This is a genomic window from Streptomyces glaucescens, from assembly GCF_000761215.1.
GTDB lineage: Bacteria > Actinomycetota > Actinomycetes > Streptomycetales > Streptomycetaceae > Streptomyces > Streptomyces glaucescens_B.
Window position 1 is genome coordinate 2,208,170 of sequence record NZ_CP009438.1, and the last position, 12,702, is coordinate 2,220,871.

Here is a 12,702-nt window from a genome sequence, read left to right on the forward strand (position 1 = left end):
TCGTAGACGCCATACCGGCGGGTAACGTCCGGGCAGTCCATTCGTGCTCAGGATTTCAACCACCGGGGTTCCCTCCCCGGCGGCCGCCCTGAGCACCTGCCCGAGCCTTGGACCGCACCGTCGCATCGCACAACGTCGTGGCGCCGGCGCCCTATGAGGAGCAGCAGTCTTGCGCGAGTTCAGCCTTCCGGCTTTGTACGAGGTCCCCTCGGACGGCAATCTGACCGACATCGTCCGCAGAAACGCCGCGCAGCACCCCGAGGTCGCCGTCATCGCCCGCAAGGTGAACGGTGCGTGGCAGGACGTGACCGCGACGGCCTTCCTGGCCGAGGTGCACGCCGCCGCCAAGGGCCTCATCGCGGCGGGCGTGCAGCCCGGCGACCGGGTGGGCCTGATGTCCCGCACCCGCTACGAGTGGACGCTGCTGGACTTCGCGATCTGGAGCGCGGGCGGGGTCACCGTGCCGGTGTACGAGACCAGCTCGCCCGAGCAGGTGCAGTGGATCCTCAGCGACTCGGGCGCCACCGCCTGCATCGTCGAACTGGACGGCCACGCCGCCGCCGTGGAGTCGGTGCGCGAGTCGCTGCCCGCCCTCAAGCACGTCTGGCAGATCGAGGCCGGGGGCGTCGCGGAGCTGGAGCGGCTCGGGCAGGACGTCAGCGACGAGACGGTCCAGGAGCGCGGCTCGCTCGCCAAGGCCGACGACCCGGCGACCATCGTCTACACCTCCGGCACCACCGGGCGGCCCAAGGGCTGCGTGCTCACCCACCGTGCCTTCTTCGCCGAGTGCGGGAACGTCGTCGAGCGGCTGCGCCCGCTGTTCCGCACCGGCGAGTGCTCGGTCCTGCTGTTCCTGCCCCTCGCGCACGTCTTCGGCCGCCTGGTGCAGGTCGCGCCGATGATGGCGCCGATCAAGCTGGGCTGTGTCCCGGACATCAAGAACCTCACCGACGAGCTGGCCGCATTCCGCCCGACGCTGATCCTGGGCGTGCCGCGGGTCTTCGAGAAGGTCTACAACTCGGCGCGCGCCAAGGCGCAGGCCGACGGCAAGGGCAAGATCTTCGACAAGGCGGCCGACACGGCGATCGCCTACAGCAAGGCGCTGGACACCCCGTCCGGCCCGTCCCTCGGCCTGCGGATCAAGCACAAGGTCTTCGACAAGCTGGTCTACGGCAAGCTGCGCGCGGTGCTCGGCGGGCGCGGTGAGTACGCCATCTCCGGTGGTGCCCCGCTGGGCGAGCGCCTCGGTCACTTCTTCCGCGGGATCGGCTTCACGGTGCTGGAGGGCTATGGCCTGACCGAGTCCTGCGCCGCCACCGCCTTCAACCCGTGGGACCGCCAGAAGATCGGCACGGTCGGCCAGCCGCTGCCGGGCTCGGTGGTGCGGATCGCGGACGACGGCGAGGTGCTGCTGCACGGCGAGCACCTGTTCAAGGAGTACTGGAACAACCCGGGCGCCACCGAGGAGGCGCTGGAGGACGGCTGGTTCCACACCGGCGACCTCGGCACCCTCGACGAGGACGGCTACCTGCGGATCACCGGCCGGAAGAAGGAGATCATCGTCACGGCCGGCGGCAAGAACGTCGCCCCGGCGGTGATCGAGGACCGGATCCGGGCGCACGCGCTGGTCGCGGAGTGCATGGTGGTGGGCGACGGGCGGCCGTTCGTGGGCGCGCTGGTCACCATCGACGAGGAGTTCCTGGGCCGGTGGGCCGCCGAGCACGGCAAGCCGGCCGGTTCCACCGCGGCGTCGCTGTGCGAGGACGCGGATCTGCTGGCCGCGATCCAGGCGGCGGTCGACGACGGCAACGCGGCGGTGTCGAAGGCGGAGTCGGTGCGGAAGTTCCGTGTCCTGCCCGCCCAGTTCACCGAGGACTCGGGGCACCTGACGCCGTCGCTGAAACTGAAGCGGAACGTGGTGGCGAAGGACTTCGCGGAGGAAATCGAGGCGATCTACGCGAAGTAGCTCCGCCGGTTTCGCTGTGGTGGTCCGCGCCCTCCGACGTGCCTCTTGCGCACCGTCGGGGGGCGCGGGGCCATCGGGGCTTCTCGCGCAGGTCCCCGCGCCCCTCGCCGACGGCCGCACTCGGCCTGGGCCCCGCGCCCACCCGGCTGCCGCCCCGGCGCCGACGGCGGGTGCGCGGCCGTCGGGGCTTCTCGCGGAGTTCCCCGCGCCCCTTGGCGACGGCCGCACTCGGCCTGGGCCCGCGCCCACCCGGCTGCCGCCCCGGCGCCGACGGCGGGTGCGCGGCCGTGGGGGTTTGTCGCGCAGTTCCCCGCGCCCCTTGCCGACGGTCGGCCCCGGTGAGACAGCTCCGCCGCACTCGGCGCGGTCCGCGCCCACCGGGCTGCCGCCCGGACGCCGACGGCGGGTGCGGGGCCGTGGGGGTTTGTCGCGCAGTTCCCCGCGCCCCTCGCCGACGGCCGCACTCGGCGTGGGCCCCGCGCGCACCCGGCTGCCGCCCGGGCGCCGACGGCGGGTGCGCGGCCGTGGGGGTTTGTCGCGCAGTTCCCCGCGCCCCTTGCCGACGGCCGGCCACGGGTGCGCGGCCGTCGGGGCCTCTCGCGCGGTTTCCCGCGTCCTCAGCGGGGGCTACAGCAGGGTTTTCAGGTTTTCCGCCAGCAGGTCCCAGCGCCACTTCTCCTCGACCCACCGGCGGCCCCGCTCGCCCATCCGGCGGCGGAGTTCCGCGTCGGCGAGGAGGGTGGTGATGCGGTCGGCGGCCTCCTCGGGGGCGCCGCCGGGCACCACCCAGCCGGTCTCGCCGTCCAGGACCGCGTCCGGCGCGCCGCCGGAGTCGCCGGCGACGACCGGCAGCCCGGTCGCGGAGGCCTCCAGGTAGACGATGCCCAGGCCCTCGACGTCGAGCCCGCCGCGCCGGGTGCGGCAGGGCATGGCGAAGACGTCACCGGCGCCGTAGTGCGCGGGCAGCTCCGCCCAGGGCACGGCTCCGGTGAAGCGCACGGAGCCGGCGACGCCGGTCTCGTGGGCGAGGCGGCGCAGGTCCTTCTCGTAGGGCCCGCCGCCGACGATCAGCAGGACCGTGTCCGGCTCCGCGGCGAGGATGCGCGGCATGGCCTGGATGAGGGTGTCCTGGCCCTTGCGCCGCACCAGCCGCGAGACGCAGACCACGACCGGCCGGTCGGTCAGCCCGAGCCGGGCCCGCACCTCGGCGCCGCCCGACCCGGGGTGGAAGGTCTTCTCGTCGACCCCGGGCGGCAGCTGGGTCATGCGCGCGGCCGCCTGCGGGGTGAGCGCCGTGGCGATCCGCGAGCGGGTGTACTCGCCCAGGTAGGTCAGGGTGTCGGTGCCTTCGCCGATCCGGCGCAGCAACTGCCGGGCGGCGGGCAGCTGGGCCCAGCCGGCCTCGTGCCCGTGGGTGGTGGCGACCAGGCGTTCGGCGCCGGCCCGGCGCAGCGCGGGCGCCATCAGCCCGAGCGGGGCGGCGGCCCCGAACCACACCGCCGTGCAGCCGTGTTCGCGCAGCAGCCCGACGGCCCGCCGGGTGGCGGCGGGGGTCGGCAGGAGCATGGTGGTGCTGTCCCGTACGACGGTGAAGGGCTGCTCGGCGTCGAACGCGGCCGTCGCCTCACGCCCCTCGTGGCCGCGCTTCCAGGTGGAGGCGTAGACGACGAGCCGGTCGGGGTCGAGGCGGAGGGCCATGTTGTGCAGGAACGCCTGGATGCCGCCGGGGCGGGGCGGGAAGTCGTTCGTCACGATGAGGGTCTTGCGCATCGTCGCCGACCCTACCCAACGTAGACTCACAGGCCGGTACGGCCGTGCTTTTGGGCTTCGCACAGGCGGCCGGGGAATCATGGCCCCGGCGGCACCCGGGACGGGCATCGGACGGAAGCAGGGGCTCGACGTGGACAGGACGGACGGCCGGCGTCAGCTGCCGTGGCTGCTGGCGGTGTGGGGCCCGACCCGGCTGCTCCTGCTGCTCTTCGTCTTCAAGGTGTACGTCTTCCCGGGCCCCGACGTCACCAGCGACATCTCGGTGATCTACCAGGGCTGGTACGAGATCCTGCGCACCGGAACGTTTCCGCTGGACGATGTCACCTGGCAGTACCCGCCGGCCGCCGCGCTCGCGGTGCTCTCCCCCGCGCTGCTGTTCTTCCTCGACTACGCGCACGCCTTCTTCGTCCTGGCCTGCCTCGCCGACCTGATCGCGTTCGCCCTCCTGTCGTACGCCGCCGGGCGCCCGGGCCGCACCCCGCGCGGGGCCTGGGTGTGGGTCGTCGGGGTGCCGCTGCTCGGGCCGACCGTCTACGCGCGCTACGACGTGATGGTCACCGCGGTCGCGGTGGCCGCGCTGCTCGCGGGCGCCCGGCATCCCCGGCTGATGGGCGCGCTGACCGCGTTCGGGGCGCTGCTGAAGGTGTGGCCGGTGCTGCTGCTGGTGGCCGCCCGCGGGCGGCGCGCCTGGGTCTCGGCGGCGGTCACCGCCGCGGGCGTCGCGGCGCTGTTCGCGCTCGCCATGCCCGGCGCGTTCGCCTTCCTGACCTTCCAGCGCGACCGGGGCACCGAGGTGGAGTCGCTGGGCGCGCTGGTCTTCCACGTGGCACGGCACTTCGGCTGGGACGGGCAGGTGCTGCTGAACTACGGCTCGGTGGAGTTCCTCGGCCCGTACGTGGAGGTGGTCAGCACGGCCGCGCTGGCGCTGACCGGCGCGGCGTTCGGCTGGCTGCTGCTGTGGCGGCTGCGGGCGGTGCGGTTCGAGCCGCACACCCTCGCGGACGCGGCGTTCGTGGCGGTGCTGCTGTTCACCACCACCAGCCGGGTGATCAGCCCGCAGTACCTGGTGTGGCTGGTCGGGCTGGCGGCGGTGTGCCTGTGCTTCCGGGCGAGCCGGATGGCGCCGGCGGCCGGCCTGGTGCTGGCCGCGTCCTTCGTGACGGTGCTGGAGTTCCCCGTCTGGTTCTCGCACGTCGTGGCGAGCGACCACCTGGGCATCGCCCTCCTCGTCGTCCGCAACGGCCTCCTGGTCGCCGCCACCGTCGTCGCCGCCCGGGTGCTGTGGCGGGCGACCGTCTCCCGCCCGGCCGGCCCCGCGCCGCTGCCCCCTCAGGCGGCCCGGGCCAAGGAGCCCACGCCCTCCTCCTGACGCGGGCCGCGGCGTGCCGGCACCGCGAGCGCCGCGCACTGCACCGCCATGGCGAGCGCGAGCGCCAGCGCCACGCCGGGCAGGCCCAGCCCGGACAGCAGGTACGCCAGCGGCAGCTGCACCGCCGTGCCGAGCACGGTCACGCGCAGCAGCCGCGGTGCTCCCCCGCTGCCCTCGAGGACCCCGCCGAACGCGATGAAGCAGGCCATGAGCAGCAGATACGGCCCGACGCAGCGCAGGAACAGCACACCGGCCGCGGCCATCCCCGGTGGGGCGCCGAAGGCGGCCATGATCCAGGGCGCGGTGGCCGCGAGCAGCACCGCGGCGCCCAGTCCCGCCGTCCCGGAGATCAGTACGGCCTCCCGCGCGACGGCGCGCCGCGCGTCCCTGCCCTCCCCCCGGGTGTGCGCGGTGTGGATCGCGGCGGCCTGCCGCACCGCGTAGAAGGCCATCGTGGCGACGAGCATGACCTTGTACGCGATCGAGTACGCCGCCACCGCCGTCACCCCGAGCCGCGCCACGACCGCCACCAGCGCGAGCGCGCCCGTCTGCCGCACGGTGAAGTCGGCGGACATCGGCAGCCCGGTCCGCAGGGTGCGCCGCAGTGCCGCACCGAGGGACCCGGCGGGCGTCGGCCCGGGGCGCAGGAGCGGGTTGCGCCGTACGGCCACCAGTCCGGCGCCGAGGGCCAGGCAGCGGCACAGCACGGTGGAGGCGGCCGCGCCCTGGACGCCGTAGCGGTGGATGAGCCAGGGGTCGCAGACGAGGTTCAGCCCGCCTGCGAGGAGGGCGAGCCGCATGGGCGTCCGGGTGTCGCCCGCGCCCTTCAGCAGCCCGTCCACGAGCTGCTGCGCGAAGAAGACGGCCATGCCGGGCAAGGAGATCGCGAGGTAGGCGGTGGCCGGGGCCACCGCCGCGCCGCCGCCGAGCGTCAGCCGGGCGAGCGGTTCGCGCAGCAGGAAGCCGCCGACGGCCACCAGGGGCGTGACCAGCGCGCACAGGGCCCAGCCGCCCCGCACGGCGGCCCGCACGGCGGCGGGGTCCCGGGCGCCGCGGGCGTGGGCGACCAGCACCGTGGTGCCGGAGCCGAAGACGAGCGCGACCCCGAGCAGCACGTTCTCGACGGTGGTCGCCATGGCCACGGCGGCCACGGCCGGACCGCCCAGCCGGGCGACCCAGACGGTGTTGACGATCCCCGCAGCGACGGACGTCAGGAGCTGCGCGTAGACGGGTCCGGCGAGCGAGACGAGCTGTTCGCGGTCGGTGGTCACGAGTCCCCCCTCGTTTCGAGCTACCTCGTTTCGAGGTAGCTCGCATAGAGGTAGCATGACGTCGGGTCACCCGCAAGGAGGGCCGGACGAACCGGGAGGGACATGCTGGAGCTGTCGATCCTCGGCTTCCTCGCCGAGCAACCCCTGCACGGCTATGAGCTGAAGGAGCGCATCAAGGCCCTCAGCGGCCATGTCCGCCCGGTCAGTGACGGCGCCCTGTACCCGGCGATCACCCGCCTGGTCACCGCCGGAAAGCTCGACCAGCACACCGAGCCCGGCGCGGGCGCCGCCCCGCGCCGGATCCTCTCCCTCACCGAGCGGGGCCGCGCCGACCTGTACGAACGGCTGCGCCACCCGAAGCAGACGGAGATCACCGACCAGGTCCGCTTCAACACCGTGCTGGCCTTCCTGAGGCATCTGCCGGACCCCGCCGGGCAGGCGGCGGTGCTGCGCCGGCGGCTGGACTTCCTCCGGACCCCGGCGAGCTTCTTCTACCGGGACGGCGAGCCGGTGCGGGCCGAGGAGGCCGGTGACCTGTTCCGGCAGGGCATGCTGCGCGTGGCCCGGGCCACCGGCGAGGCGGAGCGGGCCTGGCTGCGGGAGGCCATCGCCGTACTCGAGGCCGCCGAACCCGGAGCCGCCGCTCCCGCATCCGTCGCTCCCGGAGCCGTCTCGGCCGAGGGCGCACCGCCCGGAGCCGTCTCGGCCGAGGCCGCACCGCCCGGAGCCGCCGCGTCCGAAGCCGCCGCGTCCGGACGCGGGAGCGCTCAGTCGCCGAGCTGATCCCGCAGGTACTGCCGCCACAGCCCGGTGAACTCCGCCGGGGTGGTCCCCAGCACGTCGGCCGTCGCCCGCTCGACCGCGCCCTCCCGCTCCCCGTGCGCCCCGACGGCCCGGTAGAACGCGCCGAGCCGGGCCTCGCCCCAGCGCTCCGCGATCAGCCGGCAGGCCAGCCAGCCGCCCTCGTACGCCTGCGCGAGGGCCGTCGCGTCGCCGGTGAACGCGAAGTCCCGGTCGGCGGGCAGCCCGGCCGGCAGCCGTCCCCCGCTCACCGCCCGGGCCAGCTCCGGCGCGGCCTGCGCCGGGGAGTGCCCGGTGCCGCGGTAGCCGACCCAGTCCGCGTAGCCCTCGGACAGCCACAGCGGGGTGGCGGCGCCGGTGTGGGCGCGGGTGGCGACGTGGGTGGCCTCGTGGGTGAGCACGACCCGCCGGCCGGCCGGGCCGAGGACGCCGTACGCGTCCGGGTTGACGATGATCCGGTCGGCGGGCGCGCGGTCCGTCCCGGTCTCGCCTGTGGTCACCGCGGCGATGCCCCGGTAGGCGGAGGCGGGCGAGCCGAGCAGCGCGGCCATGCCGTCCAGCGACGCGGGGACGAGCACCACGAGCCGGCCGCTCCAGCCGGTGCCCCACGCGTCCGAGACGGCGGGCACCGCGCGGTCCGCGAGCCCGGCGAAGGCCCGCAGCTCCGCACGGGACCGGCCGACGCCCAGCACCAGGCTGTCCGCGCCGCGCACGGCGGTGACCGTGCCCTGGTCCCACAGCAGTCCGGCGGCTCCGGGCGCGGGCCGGTCGGAGACGACCGTCCACCGCCCGCCCGCGTCCCGGGCGAGTTCGAGGGTGCGGCTCGCGGTGACCGGGGCGGCGTCGTGCCCGGCGACGCGGTAGCGCAGCTCGGCGGCGGCGGTGACCCGGTCGCCGGTGCGGTCGAAGGAGGTCAGCCGGTAGGACCAGGCGGCGAGCGGCACCGCGCGCAGCCGCCCGTACCCGGGGGCGTCGCCCGTCGCGCCGTAGGCGGCCGCGTCGTGGTCGAGGAGGGCGGCGGCACGCCGGTCGAGGAGCCGCTGCACCTCGGCCCGCGCCCCGTCCGTCGCGGGCCGTCCCCCGCATCCCACGAGGACGACGAGCAGCAGACACAGCGTCAGCACCCGGGGCCCTCGTGCCCGCCTTCGACCAGCCACCTCTCGAGGGTACGGGGGCCCGGCCGGTTCAGACCCGGGTGACCGCCGCGATCGGCATCATCCCGACCGGGTCGTAGCGCACCGGCGCGCCCGGGTACGGGGCGTGGATGACCTGGCCGTTGCCCACGTACATCCCGACGTGGCTGGCGTCGGAGCGGTAGGTGACCAGGTCGCCGGGCCGCGCCTGGGCGAGCGGGACCTGCCGGCCGGCCACCCGCTGCGCCTGCGAGGTGCGCGGCAGGAGGACCCCGGCCTGGGCGTAGGACCACTGCATCAGGCCGGAGCAGTCGAAGCCGCCGGGGCCGGCGGCGCCCCACACGTACGGCTTGCCGAGCGCGGAGCGGGCGGCGGCGACCGCGGCGGCGGCGCGGCCCGAGGCGGGGACGGCACCGGCGGGGCCGGGCAGCTCGGCGCGGCCGGAGCGGGAGGCCCGGTCGTAGGCGGCGCGCTCCTCGTCCGGCAGGGAGTGCAGCAGCCGCCGGGCCCGGGTGAGCTTGCGCTCCACGGACCGCTTGTGGAGCGCGACGGCCTTGCGGCTCCGCTCCAGCTCGGCGAGGGTCCCGGCGGCCTCGGACCGCTGCTGGGCGAGTTCCCGCAGGGCCGTTCGGAGGTCCTTCAGCCGGGCGGCCTGGCCGGCGCCGATCCGGTTCAGGACGGTGGCCTTGTCCAGGTAGTCGTCCGGGTCCTCGGAGAACAGCAGGGCCAGCGACGGGTCGATCCCGCCGGAGCGGTACTGGGCGCCGGCCAGCGAGCCCAGCGCCTCGCGCAGGGTGTTGACGCGCTCCTGCTGCCGGGCGATGCGGTCCTGGGCGCGGCCCACTTCCGCGCGCAGCGCGTCGGCGCGCTCGTCGGCCTTGTTGTAGGCCTCGGTGGCCTTCTCGGCCTCCGCGTAGAGACGGTCGACCTCGGCACGGCCGTCGTCGTGCGGCGCGGCCGTGGCCGGCGCGACGCCGAGTGCGGCCGCGGCGGCGGACAGGAGGGAGACCGTTACGGTCGCGCCGCGGTCGAGACCGGACGGCGGTGCCTGACGGCGATGGGACCCCACGAGAAGCCGCGCTCCTTCCACTTGCGGACAGGAATAGCTCCCACACCGACGCAGGTGTGGGGCAAACGCGGCAGACAGTAGCCCCGGGACGCGGTGACAGCCAAAGACCTCCGCGGGCACACACGGTGACGCCCCGCCGCTGACGCAGGTCATCGGCGGGGCGTGGGGTCAGAACGCGTCCCGGTGATTCGCCCGTTCGGAGGCGTGGGCGCCCCTCGGCGGAACCGGCCGGTCCGGGCGGGGACCGGACCGGCGGCGGGGATCAGATCCGGACGCCGAACTGGAACGGCATGTTGTTGATCGACTCGTAGCGCACGACCGTGCCGGTGCGCGGGGCGTGCAGCACCTGGCCGTTGCCCGCGTAGAAGCCGACGTGGTGCAGGTCGCCGTAGAAGATGACCAGGTCGCCGACCTTGAGGTCCGACTGGGAGTAGATCCTGGTGCCCGCGTTGGCCTGGTCCTGGGAGATGCGCGGGATGGCGACGCCGGCCTGGGCGAAGGCCCAGGAGGTCAGGCCCGAGCAGTCGAACGAGGAGGGGCCGGTGGCGCCGTACACGTACGGCGAGCCGATCTTGCTCTGGGCGGCCTGGAAGGCGGCCATCGCGCGACCGGAGGCCGGGGCGGCGTTGCCGAGGTCCACGCGCTCGGCGGAGGACCGGCTGGCGCGCTCCTCCTCGGCGGCGAGCGCCGCCTTCTCCTGCGCGGTGAGGGTGTTGAGCAGCTTCTGCGCCTCGGCGAGCTTGCCCTGGACTTCCTGCTTCTTCTTGCCCAGTTCGGTGCGGGTGGAGGAGAGGTCCTTCAGCTTCTCGGAGGCCTCGGCGCGCTGCTGGGCGAGTTCGCGCTGCTTCTCCTGGATCTTCTTCAGCGCCTCGACCTGCTGGCCGCTGAGCTGGTCGAGCGTGGAGGCCTTGTCGAGGTAGTCGTCCGGGTCGGCGGAGAGGAAGAGCTGGAGCGAGGGGTCGATGCCGCCGGACCGGTACTGGGCGCTGGCCATCGAACCCAGGCCCTCACGCAGCTCGTTGACCTCTTCCTGGCCACGGGCGACGTTGTCCTGGATGGTGGAGATCTCCTTCTGGAGCTTCTCCTGCTTCTCCTTGGCCCCGTTGTACTTCTCGGTGGCCTGCTCGGCCTGCTCGTAGAGCTTGTCGACCTTCGCCTTCACCTCGTCCTTGCTCGGCTTCTCGGTCGGTGCCGCTTGGGCGGCCTGGGAGCCGAGGGCGACGGCAGCTGCCGCTGCGGTGGTCAGCACGGTCACACGGGCGCGACTGGGCTGCTTGGGTCGACGGTGGGACGCCACGGAGGTGAACTCCTTCTTCTGAGTGATCACCCGCTCGGAGGTTCGAGGCCAGACCCTAGTGACCTTCTTGTGATCAGTTCAAATCCTCACGAGAAAAATCTCGTCACACCCTGCATTCTTTGCCCGTAACTCACAGGGCGTTCACGACGGTTGACGCTACGTTGCGTGACGGCTCCGTCAATTCGGGCATTGGGCCCGTACGTTGGGCTTTCAGGACAGTCGCTTGAGAAGTACCGCGGAAGCCACGGGCCGGGCACCGGCCCGCGCCACCCCGTCGGCGACCTCCCGGTCGGTGGAGACCACGATGACCGGACGGCCCGGCGGTTCGGCGCGTACGAGCTGACGGATCAGCTCGTCGGCGGTGACGCCCGGCTTGGAGAAGAGCACCCGCACCCCGCGCGGCGGCGCCAGCAGCACCGGCGCGGCCAGCTCGGCCCCGTCGAAGACACAGGTGACCTCCGCGCCGGTCTGCGCGGCGAGCTGGGAGAGCTGCCCGAGCAGCCGCAGGCGCTGCTTCTCCAGGGGCATCTGCGGATAGCCGGTCTTGGTGACGTTGTAGCCGTCGACGACGAGGTGGGCCTGCGGAAGGGCCAGCAGCTGGTCGAGGATGGCCGGATCGTTCTCCGACAGGGCCCGCGCGGCGATGTCCTTCGGGGTCATGCGTCCCGGCTCCACCGCGTCCACGGTCTCGGCCGGCCGCACCGACACCGGCGGCAGCGCGAGTTCGCGGCGCAGCCCCTGGGTGGCGTCCAGCAGGGTGTCGAGCAGCAGCCGGACCCGCATGTCCTCGACGCTGCGTCCCTCGCGGGCGGCCCGACGGGTGGCCTCCAGGGCGGCCTCCGCCTCCCCCAGCCGCGCCTTGAGCCGCCGCACCTCGCTCTCGGCGGCGGACACCTGGGCGTGTCCCTCCGAGCGGACGGCCTCGATCTCGCCGCGCGCCTTGCGCAGCGCCGCCTCGCCGCGCTTGACGTCGCTGAGCGCGGCCCGCAGCTTGCGGTGAAGCGATTCGGCTTCCTTGCGGGCACCGTCCAGTTCGGCGCGCAGCCGCTCGGTCTCGGTGCGGGTCTGCGCGCGGGCGGCGGCGAGTTCGGCGCGCAGCCGTTCCAGTTCGGCCCGGCTCTCCTCGTCGGCGCGTTCGGCGTCGGCGCGCTGGGCCTCCTCGCCCGCGGCGGTCACCAGCTTGACCCAGCCGGGGGGCCGCAGCACGTAGGCCGCGGCCGCCACGTCGAGCGGGTCCGCGGCCGGCGGCGGCGAGCCGGAGTCGAGGGCGCCGGCGAGTTCCGGCGCGCCCTCTCTGAACTTCTCGCCGATGCGCTGCCGGAACAACGGGTCGGTCTCCAGGGCCGCGGCCATCGCGTTGCCGGCGAACTTGGCCCGGCGGTTCGGGGCGAACCGGGCGTACTGCCGTAGCTGCGCGGGCAGTTCCGCCACGGTCAGCCCGCCGAACCCGTCCGCGACGATCTGGACGACCCGGCGGCGCACGCCCTCGGGCAGCGGACGGTCGAGCACCTCAGCGGCGCCGTCGTCCGGCCCCCCGCCTCGTGTCTCCACCATCCCTCACACCCCTATGCCTCTACGGGATCCCCCGAGGGGACCGCGCGTGCGGGGCCGCGCTCCCCTCAGGAGCCGGCGCCCGGCCTGTCCACGAGTTCCACCTGGTCCACGGCGTTGCACCAGCGGCAGCGCACCGACTCGATGGTCTCACTGACCACCTCGCGCTCCTCGACCGTCGGCTCTCCGGCCAGATCCAGGTGGACGTACTCGACAACCTTCGACGAGCGCGTCACGTCGAAGCGGGTGAGGTTGCCACAGAGGGTGCAGCGCCATCGCGTCGTGGCGGTCGGCAGGGGAACCGTCATCGTGACTGTTCGCTTTCCTTCTAGTGTCGGTGACACGCCGGCCATCCCGCGCGTGTGGCTCGTAACCCTACGGCCTGCCGGGTGCCGGGCGCCCGTCTGTCCACGGCGGCGAGGCGGTCTGTGCGGTTGCGTCCGGTTACGTCATGCTCTGTATTCGTGATCAGCAA

The 12,702-nt window shown here is 74.2% G+C and carries 9 protein-coding genes and 1 pseudogene; 3 read left to right on the forward strand and 7 right to left on the reverse strand.

From position 1 onward, the window contains the following. Positions 1-169: 169 nt before the first annotated feature. Complete coding sequence (locus SGLAU_RS09595) at positions 170-1,966, forward strand: AMP-dependent synthetase/ligase (RefSeq protein ID WP_043500132.1); 1,797 nt, start codon at positions 170-172, stop codon at positions 1,964-1,966. Positions 1,967-2,593: 627 nt separating this feature from the next. On the opposite strand, the gene SGLAU_RS09600 is transcribed toward SGLAU_RS09595, so the two are convergent. After that, complete coding sequence (locus tag SGLAU_RS09600) at positions 2,594-3,736, reverse strand: glycosyltransferase family 4 protein (protein WP_043500134.1); 1,143 nt, start codon at positions 3,734-3,736, stop codon at positions 2,594-2,596. 130 nt (positions 3,737-3,866) lie between these two features. Between SGLAU_RS09600 and SGLAU_RS09605 the strand changes: the two genes are divergently transcribed. Continuing rightward, entirely contained in the window at positions 3,867-5,105 is a 1,239-nt protein-coding gene (locus tag SGLAU_RS09605) for a glycosyltransferase family 87 protein (RefSeq protein ID WP_052414070.1), read from the forward strand. Here SGLAU_RS09605 and SGLAU_RS09610 read toward each other — a convergent pair. Beyond that, positions 5,066-6,376 carry an MATE family efflux transporter gene (locus SGLAU_RS09610; protein WP_043500135.1) on the reverse strand — a complete coding sequence of 437 codons (1,311 nt, stop codon included), beginning with the start codon at positions 6,374-6,376 and terminating at the stop codon, positions 5,066-5,068. The genes SGLAU_RS09605 and SGLAU_RS09610 overlap by 40 nt on opposite strands. A 102-nt stretch (positions 6,377-6,478) precedes the next feature. On the opposite strand from SGLAU_RS09610, the pseudogene SGLAU_RS09615 reads away from it, so the two are divergent. Continuing rightward, positions 6,479-7,003: pseudogene (locus tag SGLAU_RS09615) on the forward strand (PadR family transcriptional regulator); the annotation flags it as partial. Positions 7,004-7,143: 140 nt separating this feature from the next. On the opposite strand, the gene SGLAU_RS09620 reads toward SGLAU_RS09615, so the two are convergent. The 5 genes from SGLAU_RS09620 to SGLAU_RS09640 all read right to left on the reverse strand — a co-directional run bounded on the left by SGLAU_RS09620 (position 7,144) and on the right by SGLAU_RS09640 (position 12,535). Further along, positions 7,144-8,334, reverse strand: coding sequence for a lipoprotein (locus tag SGLAU_RS09620; protein ID WP_043500137.1), 1,191 nt, complete (start codon positions 8,332-8,334; stop codon positions 7,144-7,146). A gap of 28 nt (positions 8,335-8,362) precedes the next feature. Further along, positions 8,363-9,379: an NlpC/P60 family protein gene (locus SGLAU_RS09625; RefSeq protein ID WP_043500140.1), complete on the reverse strand. Its 1,017-nt coding sequence runs from the start codon at positions 9,377-9,379 to the stop codon at positions 8,363-8,365. A 262-nt stretch (positions 9,380-9,641) separates the two neighbouring features. Beyond that, positions 9,642-10,676 carry an NlpC/P60 family protein gene (locus SGLAU_RS09630; protein WP_043506444.1) on the reverse strand — a complete coding sequence of 345 codons (1,035 nt, stop codon included), beginning with the start codon at positions 10,674-10,676 and terminating at the stop codon, positions 9,642-9,644. A gap of 210 nt (positions 10,677-10,886) precedes the next feature. Continuing rightward, complete coding sequence (locus SGLAU_RS09635) at positions 10,887-12,230, reverse strand: NYN domain-containing protein (protein ID WP_043500142.1); 1,344 nt, start codon at positions 12,228-12,230, stop codon at positions 10,887-10,889. 65 nt (positions 12,231-12,295) lie between these two features. Further along, on the reverse strand, positions 12,296-12,535 hold the full coding sequence (locus tag SGLAU_RS09640; protein ID WP_014672226.1) for a hypothetical protein: 240 nt from the start codon (positions 12,533-12,535) through the stop codon (positions 12,296-12,298). Between the last annotated feature and the right edge of the window lie 167 nt (positions 12,536-12,702).